Raw genomic sequence first — 26,745 nt, 5'->3', positions numbered from 1 at the left:
AGGAGGAAAATATTATGCATATAAATATGAAATACTACATTGTTTCGATTGGGGCAATATTCCTAGCGTTAGGTATAGGGATACTTGTTGGATTCAATCTAAACAATAACGAAGAAATGAACAAACAGCAGGCAGCTATAATAGAGCAGCTTGATGAAGAATTCAACAGTATCCAGGAAGAAAATGATACATTATCATCTGACTTAAAAAATACTGATAAAAAGTACAATGCTTTAGTAGAGTATGTAAATGAAAATGCAGATGCTTTAATGTCAGGCTCTTTATCAGGTAAAAAAGTTGCTGTTGTATCTACTTACGGTAGAACAGAAAATGTAGACAAATTAAAAGAAATAGTAAATCAGTATGATGGTTCAGTTGCTTTTGAATTAATATTAAATAAAGAAATAACTGACAAAGAATTAATAAAACAGGCAGCTGAAAAAACTGGAGAAAAATTTAAATCAACTGGGGACGTTGTAAACTATGTGTTCGACATAGTAAAAAGAGGTAATGCTGAATCTTTAGCTCCACTAGAAGAATTAAAGATGATAGACTTAAATTCTGAAAGCGATGATATTTCAAACTTCTCATCTGTTGTAATATCAGCAGCATCAGAATCATCAGATCCAGCAAAACAGTTCAATGAACTTGATAAATTTGTAGTATCAAAATTAAAATCTGAAAACAAATATGTAGTTGAAGCACAGACAAAAGGAGCTAAAACTTCATATGTTGAGCAGTATGCTAAAAATAAAGCAGCAACTGTAGATAATATAGATGAAAAAACAGGAGTACTTTCTTTAGTAGCTCTAATACAGGATGAAAATCTTGTAGGTAATTTCGGAAGATTAGATACAGCATCTTCTCTAATCCCAATGGAAAAATAAGGAGAAAAAAATGGAACATTATACAAGCATAATAATGCCAGCATTCAACGAGGGTAGCAGAATAAAAGCTACTCTTGAAGGGATTGTTGGTATAGATGAAATAAATGAAATAATAGTTGTCGACGATGGTTCTTCTGACAATACAGAATCAGAAGCTAGAAGTGTAGATAGTGAAAAAGTAAAAGTATTTAGACTTGATAAAAATAGAGGTAAGGGATATGCTCTTAACTTTGGTCTAAAAGAAGCTCTTAAAAATGCAGATATAGTAGGATTCTTAGATGCAGATTTAGGGTCTTGTTCTTCAGAAGTAATAAAAATAATAAAACCAGTATTTGATGACGAGGCAGATGTGACAATAGCACAGTTCCCTGGAGCTAAGAAAAAGGGTGGACTAGGTCTTGTAAAAGGACTAGCTAAAGAGTCTGTATATGAAATGACAGGTGTTGAATTAAACGCCAGTATATCAGGTCAGAGAATATTCAAAAAAGAAGTAATAGAAAGATTTGATACAATACCATATGGATACGGTGTCGAAGTAGGGATGTCTATAGACATATTAAAATGGGGATACAGAATTAAAGAAGTTCCAGTGGAAATGACTCACAATGAAACAGGAAGGGATTTAAAAGGATTTATCCACAGAGGTAAACAATATTACCATATTAAAAAAGTTGTAAAACAGAAGAAAAAGGAATGGGGTGCTAAGTAATGGCAGATATGTACATTATGCTTATACTTGCATTAGTAGGATTTGTAGGGACTCTTCTTATAATTCCTATGTTCAAAAAAATGTTAATAGAAGGCGAAATAGTTAGACCTAACTACAAACAGGATATGATACCTGTAAGTATGGGGATAGTATTCGTTCCAATGCTTGTTATATCATCTATGGTACTAGCTTATATAGATAGAGATTCTGAGCATATGAAATACTTATTTATGTTCTTATTTGCAGCTTTATCTATGTCATTTGCAGGGATAATGGACGATATAATTGGAAATAGAAACGTAAGTGGCTTAAAAGGACACTTTAAAAGTCTTTTCAAAGGTACACTTACAACAGGTGGATTTAAAGCACTTTATGGAGGGTTTGTTGGATTATTAATATCAGTAGTCTTAACAAGAAGCATACCTGAAATAGTATTAAATACACTTATAATAGCACTTTCTACAAATCTTATGAACTTAATGGATTTAAGACCGGGAAGAGCTATAAAAGTATATTTAGTTATAATGATTGTTATGATAGCTACACTTACTGGATTTACAAGAATACTACCATTCTTAATAGTTCCAGCAGTGCTTGCTTACTTCAATCAGGATTTAAAAGCTAAGTGTATGATGGGGGATGCTGGTTCAAATGTGCTTGGTATATCAATAGGTATATTTATGGCATTTGGATATTCTATAAATGTTAAAATAGGTTGGTTAGTATTCTTAGTACTTATACATATCTTAACTGAAAAATATTCCCTAACTAAGATAATAGAAAAAAATAAAGTCCTTAATTTCTTGGACAGATTAGGAAGGTAGTCATTTATGTTGAGCAGAAAAATAGGCGATGTAGTTGAAATAAAAAAACAAAATGGACAGCTTGACGATATAAGAGTTGAAATAAACGGAGAAATATTTAGAGCGTACAACTATCCTAAAATGACTGGAGAAGTAAAAGTTGGAGATAAGGTGCTTCTAAATACGACAGCTGTGGAGCTTTCTCTTGGTACAGGTGGATACCACTATGTAATATCTAACCTAGACAACATGGAGGCTGATTTAGAAGGTCAGGGGCACATAATGAAGCTTAGATATACTCCTATGCAGGTTAGAGTTGATTCAGTTGAGGATCACGAAAGCAAATACCACGATGTATTTGAAAAATTTGAAACACTTGATGGAATGCCTGTAGTTGTTGGAACTCTACACAGTATGCTAACTCCATTTGCAGCAACGTACAAAAGACTAAATCCAAACAAAAAACTAGTATACATAATGACTGACGGAGCTGCACTTCCAATATACTTTAGTATGAATGCAGCAACGCTAAAAGATAAAGGATTAATAGACTCTACAATAACATTTGGAAATGCCTTTGGTGGAGATTACGAATGTATAAATATATATACAGCATTAATAACTGCTAAAGAAATAGCTAAAGCAGATGCTGTATTTATAAGCATGGGACCTGGAATTGCTGGAACTGGTACAAAATACGGATTTACAGGAATTGAACAAGGACCAATATTAGATGCAATATCAAAATTAGGTGGTAGACCAGTTGCTATACCTAGAATAAGTTTTGCTGATATGAGAGATAGACATAGAGGGATATCTCACCACAGTATAACTATATTTGATGAAATAGTTAATGTAGGGGTTGAAATACCAATAACTATTTACGGTGAAGAAAAAGATAGCATAATAAAAAATCAGATTAAAGAAAATAAATTAGACGAAAAACATAAAATAGAATACATAAAAAATAATAGAACAAAAGAAGATATAGATAGCTACGGACTAAAAGTTAAGAGCATGGGAAGAAACTACGAACAGGATAGTGAATTCTTTGACTCAGCATCGTCTGCAGCGATTTATATAACAGAAAATAAATAATTCTAAAATTTTGGGATTAAAGAACCTGACTTTAAAAGATTTCGTATGAGGACATACGATGTGTAAGAAATCGAATGAGGAGTTTAGGATGGACAATTTAATAAAAGAATATATAGATTATATAGAAAATAAAAGAAAATTATCTTTAAACACTGTTTCATCTTATAGAATAGATTTAAAAAAATATAAGGATTATTTAGAGGAAAAAAATATAGATATCAAAGATGTTGTAGAAACAGATATATTAAACTATCTAGTTGAGCTAGAGAAACACAATACATCTGTTTCTACTATAGCTAGAACTACATCATCTATAAAATCTTTCCACGACTATCTATTCTTTAGTAAGATTTGTGAAACAGATCCGGCTAAAAATATTAAAAAGCCAAAGATAAAAAAAGAAGCAGTGGAGATTTTAACAGAAGAAGAAATAGAAGCTCTGTTAAATTTCGAAAGTTTAGACTCAAATAAATTAAAAAGAGATAAGGCTATATTTGAGGTGTTGTACGGCACAGGAATGAAGGTATCTGAGCTGATAGACCTTAATATAGATGATGTAGATTTTGAAATGGGGAGTATAACTTGTTCTTCAACTAAGAATAAAAGGATTATACCTCTTATAGATGTAACTAAGAAATACTTAGAACTTTATGTAAATGAAGCGAGAGATAATGTAGCAGCTGAAGGCGAAAATGCTTTATTTGTAAGTGCATTAGGGCATAGGTTTACAAGACAGGGATTATGGAAAATAATTAAAAGATATTCTCAAAAGGCAAATATAAATAAAAACATAAATCCAACTATGCTAAGACATTCATTTGCAATACATATGATAAATAAGGGTGCCAATATAGCGTCTGTAAATAAAATTTTAGGAAACACTAATTTATCTAGTATACAGTCATATTTAAACTGCATAGATCAAAATATGAGAAAAGAAATGAATCTAAAACACCCGAGAAAATAATACTGAGTACAAATAAAATGGAATTATAAAATACTTATAAAATACAAAGTCTAACATTATTTGTTAGACTTTTTTTTATGTTACTGTTATAATTTATAATTGCAGAGTTATAATCCAATAAAAAAGGAGAAAAAATATGAAAAAAAAGTTTTTAGTTATTTTAGTACTTTTGGTTGTAATAGCAGCATCTGGGGGTATATATTTTAAAAAGCGGTCTGGTGCATACGATGTAAACGAAGAAAAAAAGGTGGTTGTAGAGATTCCATCTAGTTCTGGAACAGATAGCATAGCAGAAATACTTAGCGATGCAAAACTTATAAAAAATAAATTAGTATTTAAGATAAATGTAAAAATGAGTGGTAAAGCATCTCAGTTTAAAGCTGGAGAGTATCAGTTTGACCAATCATATACAAATGATGAGATTATAGATGATATAGCAGCTGGTAAAATATACCATTCTGGTCCTAAAGTGACTGTTAAAGAGGGCGCGACTTCTACTGAAGTGATAGATGAGTTAGTTAAGAAAAAACTTGGAAGCAAAGAAAATTATGAAAAACTTATAAACAATCCAGATGAGTTTAGAGATAAGTATGAGTTTTTAAAAGATAATAACATAAAAAGCTTAGAAGGATTCCTTTATCCTAGTACATATTTCTGCTCTGAAGGAGAGAGCGAAAGAGAAGTAATCTCTAGAATGCTTAATAAATTCAACGAAATATATAAAGCTAAAATAAAACCAGAAATGGAAAAACATAAAAACCTTAACTTCTACGATGTTATGAAAATGGCATCTATAGTAGAAAAAGAGGCGGTTTTAGATGAGGATAGACCTTTAATTGCTAGTGTGTTCTACAATAGATTAGCAAAAGATATGCTACTTCAATCTGATGCTACAGTTCAGTATGCGTTTAAGGAAAGAAGAAAGGTTGTCAGCTACAATGATTTAAAGGTTGAATCACCATACAATTCATATAAATACAAAGGGCTACCACCTACACCTATAGCAAATCCATCTTGGAAATCAATAGAAGCAGCTATAAACCCTGCTGATACAGAGTATTTATACTTTGTAGCTAAAGAAGATGGTGGAGGAAATAATTACGCTAAAACTTATGAAGAACATTTAAAATACGAAAAACAGTATAAAGAACAGAGAGAAAAAAAGAAACAGGAAACTCAGAACAAAGAATCTGAGGCAAATTAATTAGAAGTGGAGAGATTTTATGAGTAATATAGTAAACGACCTTGTTGAAGAATATATAAGGGAAACACTAGCTGAAAAAGATGGGCTACTTAAAGAATTAGAAGATTATGCCCACGAAAATAGTGTACCTATAATTCACAAAGAGGTATCAGATCTTTTAAACGTTATATTAAAAATACATAGACCTAAAAGAATACTAGAAATAGGTTGTGCAATAGGGTATTCGTCAATATTCTTTGCATCTGTATTAGGTGGAGATGTTGAAATTATAACTACTGAAAGAAATGAAGTTATGATAGAAAAAGCAAAAGAAAATATAAAGAGAGCGGGACTTGAGGATAAGATAACTATACTTGAGGGAGATGCCGAAGAAACATTAAAAACAATAGATGGAGAATTTGATATGATCTTCATAGATGCAGCAAAAGGTCAGTATCAGTTATTCTTTGATCTTGTAATAGATAGATTAAAAAAAGGTGGACTTGTAGTTTCAGATAATATACTTTACAAAGGAATGGTTGCTCACGACGATTTCGTTGTAAGAAGAAAGAAAACAATAGTTAAAAGAATGAGAAATTATCTAGACTATATATGCACTTGCGATTATTTAAGCACATCTCTAATACCAATAGGAGATGGTGTAGCGTTAAGTTATAAAGAAGGAGAGAGAAAGTAATTATGGAAATGAAAAGAGCAGAATTATTGGCTCCAGCGGGAGACCTTGAGAAATTAAAAACTGCCATAATATACGGTGCTGATGCTGTATATATAGGTGGAGAAGTATTTGGAATGAGATCAGCTGCTAAAAACTTCAGTATAGAAGATATGGCAGAAGGAGTTGAATTCGCACACGCAAGAGGAAAAAAAGTATATGTAACAGTTAATATAATACCTCACAATGAAGACTTTAAATATTTAGATGAATATTTACTAGAATTACAGAGAATAGGAATAGATGCGATAATAGTATCTGACCCAGGGGTTATAAGTGTTGCTAAGAGAGTTGTTCCAGAAATGGAATTACATTTAAGTACTCAGGCTAATACTACAAACTTTGAAAGTGCTAATTTCTGGTACAACCAGGGAATAAAAAGAGTAGTTGTCGCTAGAGAAATGTCTTTTGAAGAAATAAAAGAAATAAGAGAAAAAACTCCAGATGATTTAGAAATAGAAGCGTTCATGCACGGTGCAATGTGTATATCTTACTCAGGAAGATGTTTAATAAGTAACTACATGACAGGTAGAGAAGCTAATAAAGGTTCTTGTGCACAGTCATGCAGATGGCAGTACTACCTAATGGAAGAAAAAAGACCAGGTGAATACTTCCCAATATACGAAGATGAAAGAGGAACATTCTTCTTCAACTCAAAAGACCTTTGTATGATAGAACATATACCAGAACTTGTTGAATCAGGTATAATGAGTTTAAAAATAGAAGGAAGAATGAAAACAGCTTACTATGTTGCAACAGTTGTTAGAGCATACAGAATGGCATTAGATGCATACTATGAAGATCCAGAAAACTGGAAATTCAACCCAATGTGGATGGAAGAACTTAAAAAAGGAAGTCACAGACACTTTACAACAGGATTCTATTTACACAAACCAGGTACAGAAGATCAGAACTACGAATCTGCATCTTATGTAAGAAACTACGATTTCATAGGTGTTGTTAGAGGTCATGATGAGGAAACTGGTCTTGCAATAGTAGAACAGAGAAATAAAATGTCTGTTGGAGAAGATATAGAAATAATGGCTCCATACAAAGAAACTATGTACGCTAAGATATTAGAAATGTACAATGAAGATGGTGAGCCAATAGAATCAGCTCCACATCCAAGACAGATAGTAAAAATGAAACTAGATGTACCAGTTGAAGAAGATTATATGCTTAGAAAACCTATAGAAGAAAAAGTAGATAATTAATAGGAATTTTAGTGGGCTCTCTCTATTCAATAGGGAGGGCCTATTTTTGTATAATAATTTGCAAACGATTGCATACTTACGGATTTATTTTGATAATATGCAGTATTTAAATATAAAAAAATAATGAGAAAATGTATATAATAAAAAACTTTTGAAGATTATATATATGAAAGGAGAAATTATGGGAACAAATTCAGAAACAAGAATCTTTGCGCTTTTAGGTCATCCGGTTAAAAATAGTTTTTCACCTAATATGCACAGCTATTTATTTGAAAAATACGGCGTAAATGGAGCGTATCTATGCTTTGATATAGAGCCTAAAAAAATATATAAATCTGTAGAAGCTATGAGAATATTAAACACAGTTGGGTTTAATGTAACTATTCCATACAAGACGGATATAATGGCAGGACTAGATGAGATTGATAGAAATGCAGAATTAATAGGCGCTGTAAATACTGTCAAAAATGAGGATGGAATTTTAAAAGGGTACAATACAGACGGAAGAGGATTTGTAAAAGCTATTACAGATAGAGATATATCTATAAAAGGTAAGAGTGCGCTTATACTTGGATGCGGTGGTGCATGTAGAAGTATAGCTATTGAAATGGCATCTAATGGAATTAAAAAAATTGATATAAGAAATAGAAGCCTTGGAAATGCAGAAAAAATAGCCAAAAGAGTAAATTCTGTATTTGGAACAGAGGTTGTATATTCAAAAGAAGAGGTCAACAAGAATGATTTAGAAAAGTATGATTTTTTGATAAATACTACTCCAATAGGCATGGAAAGCGAAGAATGCCCTATAGATGAGAGTATAGAGATAGCTGGAGATATAGTGGTGTACGATATAGTTTACAAACCTCATAGAACCAATTTGATCAAATGGGCAGAGAAAAATAATTTAAAAGTTGTTCATGGAATAGATATGCTTATAAACCAAGGTATAGATGCATTTGAAATATGGACTGGAAAGACTGTTGATTCAAAGGATGCAGAGATTCTAAAGGAGATGTTCCAATCTGAAAGAATCTAAACAACAGAGGGTGATGCAAATGGGTTCCTAAAATTTAATAAACACAAGAATGGATTTATAATAACCGATGCAATTATTGCAGTATCTATATTATTTTTAGCGATGTATTTATTTTCTACATTTAATAGCAATACTAACTTTATCTTGAACAAGAAAAAGGAATATAAGGAACTTGTGTATATGGCGGAAAAAGAACTAAATTTAGAGCTAGATAATATAAAAAATGGAAGTTTTAATAAAAAGACTAAAACTAATTCTAATTTGAATGAGATAGAGATAAGTAAAAGTATTAATATCGTAGACAAGGCAAGAGGTGTATATATGGTCACAGTAGATGCTAAAAAAGATGATGAAACTATTAAGCTACAGGGATACGAGAGATATGCAGGTGTCGAAGAAGGATTGTCTTTAGATGAGTAAATTAAAAAAAAGAATTGGAAGTGCGTCTATTATGGCCATAATGGTTCTTACACTTTTAACGCTTTCTTGTATGTCGCTTCAAAATAGATTGATAGATTATGGGAAAAGTGAGTGGATAGATGTACAATCTGAAAATCTTTTAAGAAAATCTGAAGGTGCGATGATAATCACAGAGGAAAAAATTGTAGAGGCAACTCAAAGATTATACGATATAAGTCCTTATAAAGACGATTTTAAAAATAGAATAGAGAGTTTTGAGTATAGAAAGCAGTATGTATCCGAGATAGAAAATTTGTCAGATGTAAATATAGAAAATGTAAAAATTGATGTTGTAAAGGATGATATTTCAGAAGATGGCTCATTACTCTATAAATTTTGGGTAAATGTAACTGTATATGAAAAAGAGTACAATATGAAAAGAAAGTTAGAGCTCTGTGTTACCTTAAAGAATTTGAGAAAAGATAGACCTATCAAGGAAGATAATGAAAATAATATAGAACAAGAAAATGGTACTAATCCCGAGGAAAATCCTGGTGGAAATGTAGAAGAGCAGCCACCTGAGATTGAACCTGAAGAGGATATTATAGAAAATATAGATGCAAGGGATGCACTTATATTTAGAGTAGTAAAAGAGTGATAATTGTAAATATAGAGGTGTTTTTATGAAGAGGGAAGGAATGTGAGCTTAGCTGAACTTATTATAGGGATGAGTCTTGTTATATTGCTTATAGGAATTGTAGTTCCAAAGGCTGATTCTGGATATATGAAATCTGAATGGGAACGGAGAAAACTTTGTTCTGAATTAAGGCTTTTAAAAAGAAAAAATCTAGCTGGAATAGGTGAGTATATGCGTATAGCAAAGGTAAATAATAAAAGTTGCTATAGAACATTTTTCGATTTGAAACTCATAAGGGAGGAATATGTAGATGATAATATAAAAGTTGCAAGCAATATGAAAAAAATTATGTTTAAATCAGATGGCATACCTATGGATTCTGGTACTATAGAGATTAGATACAAGAAAAAGACTTATACGATAACTATAACGCCCATATCTGGAAGGATTTTATTTAAGGAGGGAATATACTCCAATGATAAAGAATAGCAAGAGAAAAGAAGGATATTTAATGGTAGAGGTATTTGTAGCTATTTGTATATCATTGATTGTTATGAGCACTGTCAATTTAATGCTCAATGAATCCATATCACTTGTAGAGCAAACAGATAATAGAATTGAGTTAATGGAGCAATTTAACGAGATAAAATCGAGTTTAAAAAGAGAGCTGAGAAATTCAAATAATATAAGGTTTTACAAAAATAATAAAAATATAATGCCAGAAGATGACTTTGTAGCGGTGGACAAAATTAAAATATCTCGGTTTGATGATGTTAAGTCGGGTGTTGTAAAGGTAAAAGATAAATCTATACACGTAAATAAGTATAATAAAAAACTATTCATATCATATAACGGAGGAAATTATGAAATAGGAAATTATGCTGAAGGAATTGAAGCAAAAAAAGATTCTGATAATTCTTTTTCAATTAAACTTAAACTTAACAAAAATAATAATCAATTTAATGATATAATAAATATAAGGTTAAGAAATTGATATTGTCAAATGTAAAAATACTTGTTTAAATCATATGATTTATGATATTATGTTATCAGTAGGATTATGAATTATTATAAGAATACACAAAATAGCCTTTAGAGGTTAAGTAATATTTATTGGAGGTTATATATATGGTAACAGCAAGTGAATTCAGAAAAGGTGTAACTTTTGAAAAAGACGGTCAGCCATGTCTAGTAGTAGATTTCCAGCACGTTAAACCTGGAAAAGGAGCTGCTTTCGTTAGAACAAAATACAGAAATCTTATAACAGGAGCAACTAGAGAAGAAGCTTTTAACCCAAGTGATAAATTCCCTAAAGCTCAGATAGAAACTAAACAGATGCAGTATCTATACAACGATGGTGAATTATACTACTTCATGGATCAGGAAACATTTGATCAGATAGCATTAGATTACGTACGGGTTGAAGATGCTATAAAATTCATGAAAGAAAATGAAGTTGCTACAATAAGATTCTTCCAGGGAAGTCCATTCGAAGTTGAAGGACCAAACTTTGTTGAGTTAGAAATAACTGAAACAGAACCTGGTATAAAAGGAAATACAGCAAGTAACGTAACAAAATCAGCTACAGTTGAAACTGGAGCAGTTGTTCAGGTTCCTTTATTCATAAATGAAGGAGACAAAATAAAAATAGACACTAGAACTGGTGAATATTTATCAAGAGTAAACAACTAATATCAAATTTCAAACCAAATTAAAAATGTGTGGCACCGACTAAAGTCGATGTAAAACAAAGCATTGAAAGCGAGGGGCAGGACATGAAAGTAAAAGAAAATGTTGCATACCTAAAAGGATTAGCAGAAGGACTTGAAATAGCAAAAGAAGGTAAAAATGGTAAAGTAATAGATAAAATGATAGAAACTTTAGATCATTTTGCTAATGCTATAAACAGACTTCAGGATGAAAATGAAGAACTTCGTGAATATATAGAAGGCGTGGATTCAGATTTAGCAGATATGTATGAAGATATGGAAGAATTAGAAGAAAACATAGACGATATATATGATGAATTAGAAGACATGGAAGAAGATATAGAAGATCTTTATGAATGTGAATGCGATTGTGATTGTGATGATGAAGATGACGACGATTACGGCTACATTGAAATGGAATGCCCATACTGCGGTGAACTAGTAGAAATAGACGAAGATGAACTTTACGATGACGATTTAGATATAGTTTGTCCTTATTGTGAAGAAGTTATATTATCTTCAGAAGACTTCGATGATGAATGCGAAGATGGATGCTGTTCATGCGAAGGATGCTGTGGAGAAGACGAAGAATAAATCGATCTTTATAGAAAAGTAAAAATCTATGTAAAATTAAAAAATGCCTATGAGATTGGTTTTTCATAGGCATTTTTTTATGATACAATTAATCATAGAAATGCACGGAGAAATTTGATAAAATACAAAATTTATCATAAAAATTGGAGGCAAAAATATGCACATGAAATCTTTTAATGAAATAAAAGAAAATATAGATAAATTTGAAGCTGTTATAGGCTACAAATTTAATAACAGAGAATATATATTAGAAGCTCTAACACATAGTTCTTATTCAAATGAAAATAAGAAATTTAAATACAATGAAAGAATGGAATTCTTAGGGGATTCAGTACTTGGACTTGTTATAAGTGATCATATATTTAAAAAAGAAACAGGGGTTCCAGAAGGGGAACTTACAAAACTAAGAGCTAACATAGTTTGTGAAGGTTCACTTAGTGAAGCAGCTAAGAATATAAACCTAGGAGATTATATTCTTTTAGGTAGAGGAGAAGAAGCTACAGGTGGTAGAGAGAGAAAATCTATACTTGCAGATGCATTTGAAGCAGTTATTGCAGCTATATACCTAGATGGTGGAATAGAAAATGTTTCTAAATTTATACTATCTAATTTATCAAATATAATAAAAGATTCAATAGATGGAAAGATATTTAGAGATTATAAGACTCAGCTTCAGGAAGAAATACAGAAAAATGGAACTAGAAATATATGGTACAAATTAATTGATGAAGATGGACCAGACCACAATAAAACATTCATAATGATGGTAGGTGTGGATGAAAAAGAATTAGGTGTAGGAAAAGGCAAAAGCAAGAAAGAAGCAGAACAGGCTGCAGCAAAGGCAGCAATATCAAACTTGATAGATGCTGAAAGATAGGTGAATACGATGAAAAAGAGAATAATACCTATTTTTGTACCACATCAAGGTTGCCCAAATGACTGCATATTCTGTAATCAGAAGAAAATAACAGGGGTATGCACTACAGTTACACCTGAGATAGTTAGAGATATAATAGAAGAATGTCTTCCTACAATAGACGAGGATGCTGAAGTTGAGATAGCATTCTTTGGAGGAAGCTTTACAGCTATAGATATGGATATACAGAGAAGTCTTTTAGCAGTTGCAAAAGAATATAAAGATAGAGGGATAGTTAAAGATATAAGAATGTCTACTAGACCTGACTGTATAACAGATGAAATATTAGAAATGGTAAAATCATATGGAACTACTATAATAGAGCTTGGTGTTCAGTCATTAGATGAAAGAGTTCTTTTAGACAGTATAAGAGGACATAACTCAAATGTAGTTTATAAAAGTGCCGAAATGATTAAAAATCACGGAATAAACTTAGGCCTTCAGATGATGGTAGGTCTTCCTAGCGATTCAGAAGAAAAATGTTTATTTACAGCTAGAGAATTTATAAAAATGGATCCGTTCTGTGTGAGAATCTATCCTACTCTAGTAATAAAAGAAACTGGACTTGAAAGACGGCTTGAATCTGGAGCGTATAAGCCATTCACCTTATCAGAAAGCATAGAGATTGTAAAAAAATTACTTGTCTTATACTATGTAAACAATATAAATGTAATAAGAGTTGGACTTCAGGCAACAGATGATATCCAGCTTGGAAAGGACGTTATAGATGGTCCATATCATCCAGCGTTTAGGGAGCTTGTAGAATCTGAAATGATAAGAGATTATATATTATATATAGCAGAAGAAAACAATGAAAAAAATATAGCTCTTGGAGTTAATAAGAAAAATATTTCTAAGGCAATAGGAAATAAAAAATCTAATGTAAAATATTTAAAAGATAATAAAGATATTGCTTTAAAGGTAAAAGAAGAGGATATAGACAAAGATACATTTAGATTGTATGGAGAAAAGGGACTGTTAAAAGAAGCGTCTATTGATGAAATAAATAATAAATTGTTAGAAACTTACGGTTTGTAAAATTGGTTATAAAGAATTAAGCTGAGAGAGGAGATGAGAGTATGTATTTGAAGGAGCTCGAATTAAAAGGGTTCAAATCATTTCCAGAAAAGACAGATATAGTATTTAAAAATGGGATAACAGCTATAGTTGGACCAAATGGTAGTGGAAAGAGTAATATATCTGATGCTGTGAGATGGGTTTTGGGAGAGCAGAGTATAAAAAGTCTTAGAGGAGATAAGTTAGAAGACGTTATATTTGCTGGATCAGACAATAAAAAACCTATGAATTACTGTGAGGTATCTCTAACTATTGATAATTCTGATGGAGAAATAGATATAGAATTTACAGAGCTTACGATAAAAAGAAGAGCATATAGAAACGGAGAAAGTCAGTTCTTCTTAAATGGAAAGCCATGTAGATTAAAGGATATCAAAGAATTATTCCTAGATACTGGTATTGGAAAAGACAGTTATTCAATTATAGAGCAGGGGAAAGTAGATGAAATATTGAGCAATAATCCGGGAGCTAGAAGAAAAGTATTTGATGAGGCTTGCGGAATAGCTAAATACAGATATAAAAAACAAGAGGCTGAAAGAAATCTTAAAAATACAGCAGAAAACTTGGAGAGAATAAATGATATTTATATAGAAATAGAAAAACAGATTAATCCATTGAAAAATCAGAAGGAAAAAGCTGAGAAATTCTTAGAAATATCTGGAAGACTTAAAGAGTTAGAGATAAATAGCTTTTTAAGAGAAATAAATAAGATAGATAAAGAAGCTAAGGATATAAAAGTAACTTTAGAAGAATGTGAAAAGAAGATAAATACTGGTGAAGCAAAAAATAAATCTTTAGAAGAAGAATACGAAGATTTAAGATTAGAGGCTGAGGTTTTAGATGAAGAAATTGAAAAAGGGAATGAATATATTTCTTCAATTAAGGAAATAATAGCTCAGAAAGAGTCAGATATAAATCTTGTAACAGAAAAGAGCAATAATAAGAAAAAAGAAATAGATAGAAAAAAAGAAGAAATAGAAAAACTTAGCACTTTATCAGAAAAAAACGATGAGGATAAAAAGGAAAATCTTCAGAAGATAGAAATTTTAAACTCTAAAAAAGAAGAACTTGAGGATACTTTAGATAAAAAAGGAGCAAAAAACAAAGAACAAAAGGAAAATATAGACAGCGTTGAAAAGAAAATAGATGAATTGAAAGATAATAGAATAAATCTATTAAATGAAAAACAGTCTATATCTAATAATGTATCTTCTCTTGAAGCAAATAGAGATAATATGAATCAGAGATGGCAGGCGATAGATGAATCTACTGACGAAAATGAGAAATTTATAAAAAGTACTTCTAAATCTATTGAAAAAGAAAAAGAAGAACTTGAAAATATAAATTCTGAGTTTGAAAGTGTATCTAAAAAAATAGAAGAAAACACAAAACAGATAGAAAATGTATCTAAAAAAATAGATGAATCAAACAAAAATATAACTGATAATAAATATAAGTTAAATGAATTCGAATCTAAGAAAAAAATCTACGTGGAGATGGAAAACCAATACGATGGTTTTAATCGTGGAGTAAAGGAAGTATTAAAAAATAAAAAACTTAGAGGAATAGATGGAGCTGTAGCACAGGTTATTTCTGTTTCTGAAAAGTATGAAAAGGCAATAGAGGCATCACTTGCAGCTGCTATGCAAAATATAATAACAGAAGACGAAGAATGTGCTAAAGAAGCCATAGAATTCCTAAAGAAAACAGAGAGCGGTAGAGTAACATTCCTTCCATTAAATGTAGTTACACCTAATTTAATAGATTTAAAAGATGTAAAATCTAAGGTAGAGCCTATAGGAATAGCATCAGAACTATTAGAATTTGATGAAAAATACAGAAACGTAGTAGAGGGATTACTTGGTAAAACTGTTGTAATAGAGGATATAGATAAGGCTATACAGTTTGCAAGAGATACTAAGTATAAGATAAAAATTGCTACTCTTGATGGAGAAATACTAAAACCAGGTGGATCTATAACTGGTGGTAGTATAAAAAATAGTGCAAATCTATTATCTAGAAAGAGAATTATAGGAGAGTATACTGAAAAAATAGAAGAGCTTTCTACAAGTATAGATAAAGAAGAATCAGAACTTAAACAGTTAAAAGAAGAAAAAACTAACTTGTACACAGAAAAAGATAAAGCTAATTCTGAAAAAAATACAATTGAAAAAAATATACTTTTAAAGAAAGCAGAGATAAAGAAATTAGAGGAAAAAATTTCAGAATATAGAACTAATATTGATAAATTAGAAAGAGAAAAAGAAAGTATTAGCTCTAATATGGAATACACTATATCTAAATTAAAATCTGCCAATGAAAAAATAGAAGAGATAGATAAAAAATCAGAAGAAGCTAGAGAAGAAGTTGAAAAGCTTAATAAAGTGCTTGAAGAAAGTAAAAACCTTTACGATAAAGAGAGAAAAGATTTTGAAGAGTTAAATATAGAGCTAATAAATTTAAATAATGATTTAAAATCTCTCAATTCAAACACTAGTAGAATTTCTATGGAAAATGAAAATACCGTTATAAAAATTGATGGTATGAAGAAGGAAATAGAAGAGGATTTAAAAGCTGTAGAAGAATTTGGTAAAACTATAAGTGCTGAGGAATTAGAAAAATCTAATTTACAGAAAGAGCACTTAGAGGCTAATAGAATATTAGAAGATAAAAAGCTTAAAAAAGCAGAGTTTAAAAATAGCTTAGATGAAAAATCAAAGGAAATAAAAAGAAATGAGAGAGAAGTTCTAGAGTTTAGAGAGGAACTTTATAAGATTAACTCTAAACTAGAAAGATTTAAGTCTAATAGAGAAGGATATCTGAATAAGATGTTTGAGCAGTACGATATGACATTTATGCAGGCATCAGAATTTAGAAATGACGAACTTCAGATAAGCAAGAAAGAAATAGACTCTTTAAAAAGAGAGAAGAGAGCTATAGGAAGTGTAAATCTGGATTCTATAGAGGAGTATAAGGAAACAAAGGAAAGATACGACCTTTATAGCAGTCAGAAAGCTGATTTAGAGGAGTCTATAGCAGGTATAACTAAGCTTATAAAAGAATTAGAGCACAACATGAAAAAAGAGTTCGTTGAAAAATTTGGAGAGATTTCAAATAATTTCAAGAATGTATATAAGAAATTATTTGGGGGAGGAACTGGAGAATTAACTATAGCTGACAAGGAAAATATTCTTGAAAGCGATATAATTATAACAGCTCAGCCACCAGGTAAAAAAATGAAGAATATAAATCTTTTATCAGGTGGAGAAAAGGCGCTTACAGCAATTTGTATACTGTTTGCTATAATTATCTCTAGACCGACACCATTCTGTATACTAGACGAAATCGAGGCACCATTAGACGATATAAATGTATATAGATTTGGAGAATTTTTAAAAGAATTATCACAGGAAACTCAGTTCATAGCTGTTACACATAGAAGAGGTACTATGGAAGCAGCAGAATATATTTATGGAGTTACTATGCAGGAAAGAGCAATATCAAAAATAATAAGTCTAAAGCTTCAGGAAGCTGAAAAATTTGCTGGAATTATATAAGCTTTAGAGATGGAGGCGGTAAATTGTTTAAGAAGTTATTTGGTTTTGGAAAGAAAAAAGAAGAAACTCAGGTAGACGAAGTAGTTTCTGAAGTTGAAAAAGAAGAAGTTAAAGAAGACGACGAAAGATTTTTAGAAACTTTAGAATCAGAAAAAGAAGATACTAAGGATGAAACTAAAGTAGAAGAAGTAGTCGTTGAGGAAGAAATATCAGAACAGCCAGAATCAGCAGAGGAAGCATCAAAAGAAGTTGATGAATGTGAGGAAATAAATGCTGTTTTAGATGAAGAAGGAGTTTCTATATTTGAAGAAACTGTGGCTGAAATAGAAGAAAAATCTGTAGAAAAGGAAGTTTCTGAGCCTGTAGAGGAAATAGTTGAGGCTGCTGAGGAGGTAGAAGAAATTATTACAGAAGAAAGTAATAATGAAGGTAGAGAAAAACCAGCAGCTAAAAAAGAAGGTCTATTTGCTAGATTAAAACGGGGACTTACAAAGGCTAAACAGGGAATAACTGATAGAATAGATGAGGTTTTAAAATCTTATACTAGTGTAGATGATGAGTTATTCGAGGACTTAGAAGAAGTTCTAATAACAGCTGACGTAGGTGTTAATACTACTATGCAGATAATAGACGACTTAAATGATAGAGTAAGAAGCAAGAAGATAACAGATCCGATGGCTGTCAGAGAAGAATTAAAGGAAATAGTAGAAGAAATTTTATCTAAAGGAAATTCTAAGCTAGATGTAGAACCTTCTCCAGCTATTATAATAATGGTAGGAGTAAATGGTGTTGGTAAGACTACTACTATAGGAAAGTTAGCACTTAGATATAAATCTGAAGGCAAGAAAGTTATGCTAGCTGCAGCAGATACATTTAGAGCAGCTGCTACAGAACAGCTTGATATATGGGCTAAGAGAACTAATACAGAAATAGTAAAACATCATGAAGGTGCAGATCCAGGTGCAGTAGTATTTGATGCTATAAAAGCAGCTAAGGCTAGAAAAACAGATGTGCTTATATGCGATACTGCAGGAAGACTTCATAATAAAGCTAACTTAATGAACGAGTTAGGAAAAATATTCAAAATAATAGATAAAGAATTCCCAGAAGCTAAGAAAGAAGTTCTTTTAGTTGTAGATGCAACTACAGGACAGAATGCAGTTGTTCAGGCTAAGAGTTTTAAAGAAGTTGCAGATATAACTGGAATAGTTCTTACTAAGTTAGACGGTACTGCAAAAGGTGGAGTTGTACTAGCTGTTAAATCAGAAGTAGATGTTCCAGTAAAATTAATCGGTGTTGGAGAAAAGGCTGAGGATTTACAGGATTTCGATGCAAGAGAATTTACAGTAGCTCTATTTGGAAATTAATATAAGTTAGAATTGTTAAATCAAAGCAGAGAATAAAAATACTGTATAAAAATGTCAAAATTTCAATAAAAACCGTTGACAAGAGAGGTCTTATAATATAAAATACAATAGTAGTGTAAAGTGATTAACCTTTACAGATACAAAAAGCATTAAAAATGGTTTGTATTTAATAATTATAAGACCTTATTCGTGAACTTAATAATTATTCAGGAAGTGAAAAAATGAATTTGGAGAAGATGATAGAAGTTGGACAACTGTTCGGGGTTTATAAAAACCTTCTTACAGACAAACAAAAAGAAATAGTTTCTCTTTATTATGAAGAAGATTATTCGCTTGGAGAAATAAGTGAAAATCTTAATGTATCAAGACAGGGTGTGTACGATACTCTTAAAAGAGCTGAAAAAGTAATGAGAGATTATGAACAGAAACTTCATCTTTTGTCGGAACTTCAGAAAAAAGATGAAACTGTAAAGAATATGATAGAAAAAATTGCTGACTTTAAACAAGATTTATTGCACAATAAAGATTGTGGAGAATTAATCCCTAAGCTAGATGAAATAGAAGACTTATGTAGGGGGATGATAGAATGATATTTGAAGGATTATCTGATAAATTACAAAACACTTTTAGTAAGTTAAGATCAAAAGGTAAACTTACTGAAAAAGATGTAAAGGATGCAATGAGAGAAGTTAAATTAGCTTTATTAGAAGCCGATGTTAACTTCAAGGTTGTAAAAGACTTTATAAAGAAAGTTCAAGAAAGATGCGTTGGACAGGAAGTAATGAAAAGTCTTACTCCTGGTCAGCATGTAATAAAAATAGTCAATGAAGAGCTTACTGCCTTAATGGGAGATGTTCAGAGTAAAATAATGATAGCATCTAAGCCACCAACAGTAATAATGATGGTTGGTCTTCAAGGGGCAGGTAAAACTACTACAGCAGGTAAGCTAGGTGGATACTTTAAGAAACAGGGTAAAAAACCGTTATTAGTAGCTTGTGACGTTTATAGACCAGCAGCTATAAAACAGTTACAGGTTGTAGGAGAAAAATTAGATATACCAGTATTTGCTATGGGAGATAAAGAAAATCCAGTAAATATAGCAAAAGCAGGTCTAAGCCATGCACAGAAAAATGGAAACGACATGGTTATAATAGATACAGCTGGTAGACTTCATGTTGACGAAGTTCTTATGGAAGAACTTAAAAATATAAAATCAGAAGTAAAACCTCATGAGATCCTTCTTACTGTCGATGCTATGACAGGACAGGATGCAGTAAATGTTGCTGAAAGTTTCAATGAAGCATTAGGTATAGACGGAGTAGTACTTACTAAGCTAGATGGTGATACAAGAGGTGGGGCAGCATTATCAATAAGAGCTGTCACAAAGAAACCTATTAAATTCATAGGGATGGGAGAAAAATTAGAAGATTTAGAACCATTCCATCCAGATAGAATGGCATCTAGAATATTAGGTATGGGCGATGTTTTAAGTCTGATTGAAAAAGCTCAAGAAGCTGTCGATATCGAAAAGGCCAAAGAACTTGAGAAAAAAATGAGAAAACAAGAATTTGACTTTGAGGATTTATTAGATCAGTTTGAGCAGCTTAAAAAAATGGGTTCAATGGATAAGTTATTAGGCATGATGCCAGGAATGGCAAACATGAAAAATCAAATCGGCGATGTAGACCTACAGAATAACAAAGATATGAAGAGAAGTATGGCTATAATTCAGTCGATGACAGTGGAGGAAAGAAGAAATCCTTCAATATTAAACGCTTCTAGAAAGAAAAGAATAGCAAAAGGAAGCGGAACATCAGTGCAGGAAGTAAACAGATTAATAAAACAGTTAAATGAAATGAAGAAAATGATGAAGATGTTTACTGGAATGACACAAGGCAAGGGTAAAAAGAAAAGGGGCGGTTTTGCCGGATTACCTTTTTTTAAATAATAAAAAATAAAAATAGAAAAATTTTCGGAGGTGGCTGTAATGGCAGTTAAAATAAGATTAAAAAGAATGGGAGCAAACAAAAAACCTTTCTACAGAATAGTAGTAGCAGACTCTAGAGCTCCAAGAGATGGTAAATTCATAGAAGAAATAGGATACTACAACCCAGTAGTAGAACCAAAAGTATTAAAAATAAACAACGAAAGCGCTGAAAAATGGTTAGCAACAGGTGCTCAGCCAACAGAAACTGTTAAAAAATTATTAGAACAGAACGGTGTTAAAACTTCTAAATAATAAACGGGAGATGTAAAACTATGATAAAAGAGCTAGTTGTAGATATAGCTAAGGCTCTAGTTGATAACCCAGATGAAGTAGTAGTAAGTGTTTCAGAAGAAAAGGATGAAATAATCCTAAAACTTACTGTTGCTCCAGACGATATGGGAAAGGTTATCGGAAAACAGGGAAGAATAGCAAAAGCTATCAGAACTGTAGTTAGATCCGTTGCAAATAAAGAGAAAATAAAAGTATCTCTTGAGATAGTATAAGTTGGATTAGGTCTTATGGCCTAATCCTTTTTAATAACCTTTTATAATAGCAAAATAAACTAGAACTTACAAAAAGATTAAGGTGGATATTATGGCAAAAAAAGTAACTCATTTTAAGGTTGGTAAAATAGTAAAAACACAGGGCCTAAAAGGTGATGTAAGAATTTATCCTACAACAGATGATATATACAGATTTGACTACCTTGAAGAATTTTATGTAGGAAAAGATAGAGAAAATCCTTGGGAAGTTGAAGATGTTAGATATAAAGGCAACCTTGTCATAATGAAAATAAAAGGCATAGATAGGGTTGAAGAGGCTGAAAAGCTTGTAGGAAAAGATATATATGTATCTAGAGATGAGTCATTTGAGCTTGAAGAAGGAGAATTCTTTATAGCTGACATGATAGGTATGGATGTATATACTGTTTCAGGCGAAAAAGTAGGTGTTTTAAAAGAAGTACTTCAGTATTCAGCTAATGATGTTTATGTTATAAAAAATGAAGAAGGAAAAGAATATCTTATACCGGCTGTTATGAAATTTGTACCAGAAATAGATATAGAAGAAGGTAAAATGATAATAGACCCTATAAAAGGTATGCTTGACGACTAGGTGATTGATATGAGATTTCACATAATGACTCTATTTCCCGAAATATTTAACTCTTATATGAACGAAAGTATAATGAAAAGAGCTATAGAAAAAGGGATAATAGATTGTAAAGTATATAATATAAGAGATTTTTCTGAGAATAAACATAAAAAAGTAGATGATTATCCATTTGGTGGAGGGGCAGGGATGGTTATGACTCCTCAGCCGATAATCGATACATATAAACATATAGTAGAAACAAATAAAATTGAAAATCCTAGAGTAATTTATCTTACTCCAAAGGGAAAAGTACATTGTCAGGAAATAGCTAAAAAACTATCTGTAGAGGAGGATGTAATCCTTCTTTGTGGACATTATGAAGGTATAGACCAAAGAGTAATAGATATGATAGTTACAGATGAGATATCTATAGGAGATTATGTTCTTACAGGTGGAGAGCTTGCTGCATTAGTGGTAATAGACTCTATTTCTAGACTTATTCCAGGAGTTCTTGGTCAGAATGAATCTTTTGAAGATGAATCTTTTGAAAATAATCTACTAGAATATCCTCAGTATACTAGACCTAGAGTATATGAGGGAAGAGAGGTGCCAGAAGTATTGCTTTCTGGAAACCATAAGAAAATAGATGAATGGAGATTAGAAGAATCTATAAAGATAACTAAGGAAAGAAGACCAGATCTTTTGGACAAAAAATAGTGAAAAAAAATCTTGTAAATTGATTTTTTTTATAGTATAATATAACTTGTTGAAAATACGGGCGTTCCTCTGTGCACCGGTCAAGCATTAATGAACGTCTATGAACTTAGGAGGAAATATGAACGAAATAATAAGAGCAATCGAAAACGAACAGTTAAAAAATGAAGTTCCTAACTTTGGACCTGGGGACACAGTAAGAGTACACGTTAAAATCGTGGAAGGTAAAAGAGAAAGAATACAGGTATTCGAAGGTGTAGTATTAAAAAGACAGGGTGGAGGAGCTAGAGAAACTTTCACTGTTAGAAAAATGTCTTTCAACTGCGGTGTAGAAAGAACTTTCCCAGTACATTCACCAAAAGTAGAAAAAATAGAAGTAACTAGAAGAGGTAAAGTAAGAAGAGCTAAACTAGGATACTTAAGATCTAGAGTTGGTAAAGCTGCTAAAGTTAAAGAAGCAAAAGGATACAAATAAGATCTGATTTAATATGAGAGAACAGGGACTGATACACTATCAGTCCTTTTTCTATAATATGAAAAAATAATAATTAAAATAAATAATTATTTTAGCAAAGGAGGAAGAAAGAATGAGCGATAAAGAATATGATTACCTAAGAGACGATAATCTTAATATAAACTGGTATCCAGGGCATATGAAAAAGACTAAAGACCTTATGAAAGCTAATTTAAAGCTTGTAGACGTTGTTGTAGAGCTTTTAGATTCAAGAATACCTTATAGTAGTAAAAACCCTGATATAGACACTCTAATGGCTGGAAAACCAAGAGTAGTGCTTTTAAATAAGAGTGATATCTCTGATAGAGCAAAGTTAAACAAATGGATAAACTACTACAAAGAGCAGGGCATAAAAGCTATTCCAATAGACGCTATGAAGGGTACAGGAGTTAATAGAATAGTTGACGAATGTAAAAATGCTGTAAAGGATAAGATGGATTCTTTAAAAGAAAAGGGAAGAAAAGAACGTGCAATAAGAATAATGATAGTAGGTGTTCCTAACGTTGGTAAATCTTCTCTAATAAATAAACTTACTGGTAGAAGAAGTACTCAGACTGGGGATAGACCTGGTGTAACTAAAGGTAAACAGTGGGTTAAACTTAGAGGAAACTTGGAGCTGCTAGATACTCCTGGTATACTATGGCCTAAGTTTGAAGATCAGGATGTTGCATTAAACTTAGCATTTACAAGAGCTATAAAAGACGAAATACTAGATGTAGAGACGTTAGCACTTAGATTAATAGAAAAACTTATGGTAATAGAACCAGAAAAATTAGCTGCTAGATATAAATTAGAAGAGCTTGGTGAATCAGGAATAGAAACTATGGATATGATAGCTCAGAAGAGAGGATTTATAACTGGTAGAAAAGAAATAGACTACACAAGAACAGCTACAACAGTTCTTAATGAGTTTAGAACTGGTAAATTAGGAAATATAACACTAGAAGTGCCAGAAGATATAAAATAAATATTAGAATTAATAATGGAGTATATTGTAGATTGAAATAAATCTATATTATACTCCATTTTTTTATAATATATTTTAGTTGATTTATAATAAAATCGAATAAAAAAGCTCCACAAAATATTGATTTTTTATTAACTATTAAATAGAATTTTCTGAAAAGTTTATACTAATCTAAAATCTATAGATAATCAAAAAAAGTATAAACTGTGACAAAAATATAAAAAAGTTATAAAGGAACTTATTGATAAATAGCTTTATAAATAAAATAATATTTTGTATATAAAAAAATACAAATAATAAAAAGGATGAAAAATAAGTAATTTCAAGCTTTTTAAAATATTATAGTTTATATAAATAAATACATAGAGAAAACTTAAAAAAATAGTATAGAAAATAAATTTATTTTTATAGATAAAAAACATACAAAAAAATCGAATAAAAATTATTTGAGAAAATAAAAAATATTTTGATAAAATAGAAACAATATTTTTAATTATTCAGAAGTGTGTAAAAATTTAGAAAAAAGTTATTGACATCGAAAGAAATGAAATATAAAATTAAATTTGTAAAGGAAAACAAAAACATTACCTGGGGGAAAATGTTTTCTAGTTATCTTGATTAAGTCTTATATTTTGGAAAGGAAAAACTTATGATTGAACAGAAAGGTAGTTTCAAAGACGTAATAGTATTTGGATTCGCGTTATTCGCAATGTTCTTCGGAGCAGGGAACTTAATATTCCCGCCTTATTTAGGAATAATAACTGGTCCAGAATGGTTAACAGCATTTGGAGGATTTACATTCGCAGATGCAGGGTTAGCACTTCTAGCAGTTATGGCAACAGCTAAATACGATGGTAATGTTATCGCATTATTTAAAAGAGCAGGTTTAAAACTTGCAATAGTTCTTGGATGTGCAGATATACTTTGTATAGGACCATTCCTAGCAATACCAAGAACAGGTGCTACAACTTACGAAATGGGTATCATGCCATTATTAGGAAACACTATTCCAATAGCAGTATTTGCGGCAATATTCTTTATAATAACTTACGTATTAACAATAAAACCTTCTAAGGTTGTAGATATAGTAGGACGGGTTCTTACACCAGCATTATTAATAGCATTAGCAGTTATAATAGTTAAAGGTATTATATCACCACTTGGACCAATAGTTGAAGAACCAATGATTCAGGGTGTTGTGGGTGAAGGTATAGCACAGGGTTATCAGACAATGGATGCCTTTGCAGCAATAGCACTTGCATCAGTTCTTATAGTATCTCTTAATGAAAAAGGATACAATACAGTTGGCGACAAATTAAAAGCTATAATGAAATCAGGAGTTTTAGCTTGTGTTGGTCTAGCATTAGTATACGGTGGTCTTTGCTTCTTAGGAGCAACAGTTTCTACTATGTACGGTGTAGACGCTCAGCAGTCACAGGTAATAGTTAATATAACAGAAGGTCTTTTAGGACAGACTGGTAAAGTTATACTTGCAGTGTGTGTTGCACTAGCTTGTTTAACAACTTCAATAGGTCTTACTTCTGCAACAGGTCAGTTCTTTGAAAAACTATCTGGCGGAAAATTAAAATATAAAACAGTAGTACTTGCTGTATGTATATTCTCAGCTTGTATGGCATCTATAGGTGTTGGTGGAATAATCAAAGTTGCTTCTCCAGTACTAAGCATAGTTTACCCACCTACAATAGTTCTAGTAATACTTGCATTCTTCACTGGAAAAATACAGAATGACAACGTATACAAATTTGCAGTATATACTTCTTTAATAGTAAGTATATTAACAGTAATACAGAGCTACGGTGTGGCAATGCCATTCCTTGACTACCTACCATTAAAAGAATTTGGATTTAACTGGGTAGTACCTGTATTAATAGCTGGAGTAATAGGACACTTTGTTCCTGGTAAAAACTCTGAGTTAGAAAACGCATAAGATAGAAAAGTTTGGTTAGTTAGTATTAAAATTAATATAAAATAGTATACAAAACCGAGATATTATTCAAAAATTTCTCGGTTTTTTTATTTTGGAAAAGAGGTTTATTTTTTAACGTATAAAATCATTGTTTCAGAAAAAAATAGTTGTATACAAAATAATGATAAGACGTTAAAATGAGCATATAATACAAAATATTCTGTAAAATGAAAAAATAATAAATTGACAAGAAGAAAAAAATTAACAATATATATTTTAGAAATAAAGTAATTATTGAAAAATCAACATTATAGAGAAAAAAGAAAATATAGAGAAAAATCAGATTATTAATTTAAATTATTCATGGAAATTTAAATGTATCAAAAGTAGATTAGATTATAAAAATTAATCTAAATGTCACTTGAAATGGCTATATAGTGGTATTTGTAGATTATACGTGATAAATATAAGACAAAAATATGCATTTGAAAATTCTAAAAAATAAGACTATTTTTATATTATTGACAGAAATTTTTCTCAAATATATAATTAGAATCGTATTTTGAAAGTTTATTTTTTACAGATTGCAAACGTTAGCAATTGTATTTATTTTTTTATTTAAAGGGAAAAATTAAAAAATTAAAAGAATTATTCACTC

28 protein-coding genes are annotated in these 26,745 nt (G+C 31.0%); all 28 read left to right on the top strand.

The features are described 5' to 3' along the window. The first annotated feature begins 14 nt into the window (after window positions 1–14). Complete coding sequence (locus ACK2WN_RS00680; RefSeq protein WP_416154538.1) at window positions 15–887, top strand: copper transporter; 873 nt, start codon at window positions 15–17, stop codon at window positions 885–887. Window positions 888–897: 10 nt separating this feature from the next. Then, the gene (locus tag ACK2WN_RS00675) at window positions 898–1,596 is read left to right on the top strand and encodes a glycosyltransferase family 2 protein (protein ID WP_330000423.1); all 699 of its coding nucleotides are present in this window, start codon (window positions 898–900) and stop codon (window positions 1,594–1,596) included. Continuing rightward, complete coding sequence (locus tag ACK2WN_RS00670; RefSeq protein WP_416154537.1) at window positions 1,596–2,420, top strand: glycosyl transferase; 825 nt, start codon at window positions 1,596–1,598, stop codon at window positions 2,418–2,420. The genes ACK2WN_RS00675 and ACK2WN_RS00670 overlap by 1 nt, the downstream gene beginning before the upstream one ends. A gap of 6 nt (window positions 2,421–2,426) precedes the next feature. Next, window positions 2,427–3,497, top strand: a complete 1,071-nt coding sequence (locus ACK2WN_RS00665) for a DUF3866 family protein (protein ID WP_300527804.1) — start codon at window positions 2,427–2,429, stop codon at window positions 3,495–3,497. A gap of 58 nt (window positions 3,498–3,555) precedes the next feature. Further along, window positions 3,556–4,464 (top strand): tyrosine-type recombinase/integrase, encoded by a 909-nt coding sequence (locus tag ACK2WN_RS00660; protein ID WP_416154536.1) that lies wholly within the window; start codon window positions 3,556–3,558, stop codon window positions 4,462–4,464. 136 nt (window positions 4,465–4,600) lie between these two features. Continuing rightward, window positions 4,601–5,668 (top strand): endolytic transglycosylase MltG, encoded by a 1,068-nt coding sequence (gene mltG, locus ACK2WN_RS00655; RefSeq protein WP_416154535.1) that lies wholly within the window; start codon window positions 4,601–4,603, stop codon window positions 5,666–5,668. Between the two features lie 19 nt (window positions 5,669–5,687). Next, entirely contained in the window at window positions 5,688–6,344 is a 657-nt protein-coding gene (locus ACK2WN_RS00650; protein WP_416154534.1) for an O-methyltransferase, read from the top strand. 2 nt (window positions 6,345–6,346) lie between these two features. After that, window positions 6,347–7,594, top strand: coding sequence for a peptidase U32 family protein (locus tag ACK2WN_RS00645; protein ID WP_300527796.1), 1,248 nt, complete (start codon window positions 6,347–6,349; stop codon window positions 7,592–7,594). A 181-nt stretch (window positions 7,595–7,775) separates the two neighbouring features. After that, window positions 7,776–8,630, top strand: a complete 855-nt coding sequence (gene aroE, locus ACK2WN_RS00640; RefSeq protein WP_416154533.1) for a shikimate dehydrogenase — start codon at window positions 7,776–7,778, stop codon at window positions 8,628–8,630. A gap of 180 nt (window positions 8,631–8,810) precedes the next feature. Further along, a complete protein-coding gene (locus tag ACK2WN_RS00635) occupies window positions 8,811–9,050 on the top strand; it encodes a hypothetical protein (protein ID WP_300527790.1) in 240 nt (79 codons plus the stop codon). After that, a complete protein-coding gene (locus ACK2WN_RS00630; RefSeq protein ID WP_416154532.1) occupies window positions 9,043–9,687 on the top strand; it encodes a hypothetical protein in 645 nt (214 codons plus the stop codon). The genes ACK2WN_RS00635 and ACK2WN_RS00630 overlap by 8 nt, the downstream gene beginning before the upstream one ends. A gap of 42 nt (window positions 9,688–9,729) precedes the next feature. Further along, window positions 9,730–10,155, top strand: a complete 426-nt coding sequence (locus ACK2WN_RS00625; RefSeq protein ID WP_330000417.1) for a hypothetical protein — start codon at window positions 9,730–9,732, stop codon at window positions 10,153–10,155. Beyond that, a complete protein-coding gene (locus ACK2WN_RS00620; RefSeq protein WP_416154531.1) occupies window positions 10,142–10,660 on the top strand; it encodes a hypothetical protein in 519 nt (172 codons plus the stop codon). Before ACK2WN_RS00625 ends, ACK2WN_RS00620 begins: the two co-directional genes overlap by 14 nt. Window positions 10,661–10,794: 134 nt before the next feature. Then, on the top strand, window positions 10,795–11,358 hold the full coding sequence (efp, locus tag ACK2WN_RS00615; RefSeq protein WP_006440085.1) for an elongation factor P: 564 nt from the start codon (window positions 10,795–10,797) through the stop codon (window positions 11,356–11,358). An 83-nt stretch (window positions 11,359–11,441) separates the two neighbouring features. Continuing rightward, window positions 11,442–11,969: a CD1247 N-terminal domain-containing protein gene (locus ACK2WN_RS00610; RefSeq protein ID WP_118548169.1), complete on the top strand. Its 528-nt coding sequence runs from the start codon at window positions 11,442–11,444 to the stop codon at window positions 11,967–11,969. Window positions 11,970–12,132: 163 nt separating this feature from the next. Continuing rightward, window positions 12,133–12,846: a ribonuclease III gene (gene rnc, locus ACK2WN_RS00605; protein ID WP_330000435.1), complete on the top strand. Its 714-nt coding sequence runs from the start codon at window positions 12,133–12,135 to the stop codon at window positions 12,844–12,846. A 9-nt stretch (window positions 12,847–12,855) separates the two neighbouring features. After that, window positions 12,856–13,923: an elongator complex protein 3 gene (locus ACK2WN_RS00600; RefSeq protein WP_330000415.1), complete on the top strand. Its 1,068-nt coding sequence runs from the start codon at window positions 12,856–12,858 to the stop codon at window positions 13,921–13,923. Between the two features lie 41 nt (window positions 13,924–13,964). Next, window positions 13,965–17,519 (top strand): chromosome segregation protein SMC, encoded by a 3,555-nt coding sequence (gene smc, locus ACK2WN_RS00595; protein ID WP_300527777.1) that lies wholly within the window; start codon window positions 13,965–13,967, stop codon window positions 17,517–17,519. A 23-nt stretch (window positions 17,520–17,542) separates the two neighbouring features. Beyond that, window positions 17,543–18,886: a signal recognition particle-docking protein FtsY gene (gene ftsY / locus ACK2WN_RS00590; protein ID WP_416154530.1), complete on the top strand. Its 1,344-nt coding sequence runs from the start codon at window positions 17,543–17,545 to the stop codon at window positions 18,884–18,886. Window positions 18,887–19,107: 221 nt separating this feature from the next. Then, a complete protein-coding gene (gene ylxM, locus ACK2WN_RS00585) occupies window positions 19,108–19,476 on the top strand; it encodes a YlxM family DNA-binding protein (protein WP_118548163.1) in 369 nt (122 codons plus the stop codon). Beyond that, window positions 19,473–20,834: a signal recognition particle protein gene (gene ffh / locus ACK2WN_RS00580; protein WP_300527770.1), complete on the top strand. Its 1,362-nt coding sequence runs from the start codon at window positions 19,473–19,475 to the stop codon at window positions 20,832–20,834. Before ylxM ends, ffh begins: the two co-directional genes overlap by 4 nt. A 39-nt stretch (window positions 20,835–20,873) precedes the next feature. Further along, a complete protein-coding gene (gene rpsP / locus ACK2WN_RS00575) occupies window positions 20,874–21,125 on the top strand; it encodes a 30S ribosomal protein S16 (protein WP_040410420.1) in 252 nt (83 codons plus the stop codon). Between the two features lie 23 nt (window positions 21,126–21,148). Then, window positions 21,149–21,376 carry a KH domain-containing protein gene (locus ACK2WN_RS00570; protein ID WP_040410536.1) on the top strand — a complete coding sequence of 76 codons (228 nt, stop codon included), beginning with the start codon at window positions 21,149–21,151 and terminating at the stop codon, window positions 21,374–21,376. 91 nt (window positions 21,377–21,467) lie between these two features. Next, on the top strand, window positions 21,468–21,986 hold the full coding sequence (rimM, locus tag ACK2WN_RS00565) for a ribosome maturation factor RimM (RefSeq protein WP_300527767.1): 519 nt from the start codon (window positions 21,468–21,470) through the stop codon (window positions 21,984–21,986). Between the two features lie 9 nt (window positions 21,987–21,995). Then, window positions 21,996–22,682: a tRNA (guanosine(37)-N1)-methyltransferase TrmD gene (trmD, locus tag ACK2WN_RS00560; protein WP_300527765.1), complete on the top strand. Its 687-nt coding sequence runs from the start codon at window positions 21,996–21,998 to the stop codon at window positions 22,680–22,682. 118 nt (window positions 22,683–22,800) lie between these two features. After that, window positions 22,801–23,154 carry a 50S ribosomal protein L19 gene (gene rplS, locus ACK2WN_RS00555; RefSeq protein WP_300527763.1) on the top strand — a complete coding sequence of 118 codons (354 nt, stop codon included), beginning with the start codon at window positions 22,801–22,803 and terminating at the stop codon, window positions 23,152–23,154. A gap of 112 nt (window positions 23,155–23,266) precedes the next feature. Next, complete coding sequence (ylqF, locus tag ACK2WN_RS00550; protein ID WP_270839175.1) at window positions 23,267–24,160, top strand: ribosome biogenesis GTPase YlqF; 894 nt, start codon at window positions 23,267–23,269, stop codon at window positions 24,158–24,160. 649 nt (window positions 24,161–24,809) lie between these two features. Then, window positions 24,810–26,108: a branched-chain amino acid transport system II carrier protein gene (gene brnQ, locus ACK2WN_RS00545; RefSeq protein WP_300527758.1), complete on the top strand. Its 1,299-nt coding sequence runs from the start codon at window positions 24,810–24,812 to the stop codon at window positions 26,106–26,108. The last annotated feature ends 637 nt before the right edge of the window (window positions 26,109–26,745 follow it).

The sequence above is a fragment of the Peptacetobacter sp. AB800 genome (assembly GCF_047807365.1).
Taxonomy (GTDB): domain Bacteria; phylum Bacillota; class Clostridia; order Peptostreptococcales; family Peptostreptococcaceae; genus Peptacetobacter.
The sequence above is the reverse complement of the archived record's forward strand: the minus strand, read 5'-3'. Positions and strand labels throughout refer to the sequence as shown.

What these genes read in the sequence shown, in the direction of transcription:
- ACK2WN_RS00680 (WP_416154538.1), top strand. Translation starts at nt 15, where the DNA reads ATGCATATAAATATGAAATACTACATTGTTTCGATTGGGGCAATATTC.
- ACK2WN_RS00675 (WP_330000423.1), top strand. Translation starts at nt 898, where the DNA reads ATGGAACATTATACAAGCATAATAATGCCAGCATTCAACGAGGGTAGC.
- ACK2WN_RS00670 (WP_416154537.1), top strand. Translation starts at nt 1,596, where the DNA reads ATGGCAGATATGTACATTATGCTTATACTTGCATTAGTAGGATTTGTA.
- ACK2WN_RS00665 (WP_300527804.1), top strand. Translation starts at nt 2,427, where the DNA reads ATGTTGAGCAGAAAAATAGGCGATGTAGTTGAAATAAAAAAACAAAAT.
- ACK2WN_RS00660 (WP_416154536.1), top strand. Translation starts at nt 3,556, where the DNA reads ATGTGTAAGAAATCGAATGAGGAGTTTAGGATGGACAATTTAATAAAA.
- mltG (WP_416154535.1), top strand. Translation starts at nt 4,601, where the DNA reads ATGAAAAAAAAGTTTTTAGTTATTTTAGTACTTTTGGTTGTAATAGCA.
- ACK2WN_RS00650 (WP_416154534.1), top strand. Translation starts at nt 5,688, where the DNA reads ATGAGTAATATAGTAAACGACCTTGTTGAAGAATATATAAGGGAAACA.
- ACK2WN_RS00645 (WP_300527796.1), top strand. Translation starts at nt 6,347, where the DNA reads ATGGAAATGAAAAGAGCAGAATTATTGGCTCCAGCGGGAGACCTTGAG.
- aroE (WP_416154533.1), top strand. Translation starts at nt 7,776, where the DNA reads ATGGGAACAAATTCAGAAACAAGAATCTTTGCGCTTTTAGGTCATCCG.
- ACK2WN_RS00635 (WP_300527790.1), top strand. Translation starts at nt 8,811, where the DNA reads ATGGCGGAAAAAGAACTAAATTTAGAGCTAGATAATATAAAAAATGGA.
- ACK2WN_RS00630 (WP_416154532.1), top strand. Translation starts at nt 9,043, where the DNA reads ATGAGTAAATTAAAAAAAAGAATTGGAAGTGCGTCTATTATGGCCATA.
- ACK2WN_RS00620 (WP_416154531.1), top strand. Translation starts at nt 10,142, where the DNA reads ATGATAAAGAATAGCAAGAGAAAAGAAGGATATTTAATGGTAGAGGTA.
- efp (WP_006440085.1), top strand. Translation starts at nt 10,795, where the DNA reads ATGGTAACAGCAAGTGAATTCAGAAAAGGTGTAACTTTTGAAAAAGAC.
- ACK2WN_RS00610 (WP_118548169.1), top strand. Translation starts at nt 11,442, where the DNA reads ATGAAAGTAAAAGAAAATGTTGCATACCTAAAAGGATTAGCAGAAGGA.
- rnc (WP_330000435.1), top strand. Translation starts at nt 12,133, where the DNA reads ATGAAATCTTTTAATGAAATAAAAGAAAATATAGATAAATTTGAAGCT.
- ACK2WN_RS00600 (WP_330000415.1), top strand. Translation starts at nt 12,856, where the DNA reads ATGAAAAAGAGAATAATACCTATTTTTGTACCACATCAAGGTTGCCCA.
- smc (WP_300527777.1), top strand. Translation starts at nt 13,965, where the DNA reads ATGTATTTGAAGGAGCTCGAATTAAAAGGGTTCAAATCATTTCCAGAA.
- ylxM (WP_118548163.1), top strand. Translation starts at nt 19,108, where the DNA reads ATGAATTTGGAGAAGATGATAGAAGTTGGACAACTGTTCGGGGTTTAT.
- ffh (WP_300527770.1), top strand. Translation starts at nt 19,473, where the DNA reads ATGATATTTGAAGGATTATCTGATAAATTACAAAACACTTTTAGTAAG.
- rpsP (WP_040410420.1), top strand. Translation starts at nt 20,874, where the DNA reads ATGGCAGTTAAAATAAGATTAAAAAGAATGGGAGCAAACAAAAAACCT.
- rimM (WP_300527767.1), top strand. Translation starts at nt 21,468, where the DNA reads ATGGCAAAAAAAGTAACTCATTTTAAGGTTGGTAAAATAGTAAAAACA.
- trmD (WP_300527765.1), top strand. Translation starts at nt 21,996, where the DNA reads ATGAGATTTCACATAATGACTCTATTTCCCGAAATATTTAACTCTTAT.
- rplS (WP_300527763.1), top strand. Translation starts at nt 22,801, where the DNA reads ATGAACGAAATAATAAGAGCAATCGAAAACGAACAGTTAAAAAATGAA.
- ylqF (WP_270839175.1), top strand. Translation starts at nt 23,267, where the DNA reads ATGAGCGATAAAGAATATGATTACCTAAGAGACGATAATCTTAATATA.
- brnQ (WP_300527758.1), top strand. Translation starts at nt 24,810, where the DNA reads ATGATTGAACAGAAAGGTAGTTTCAAAGACGTAATAGTATTTGGATTC.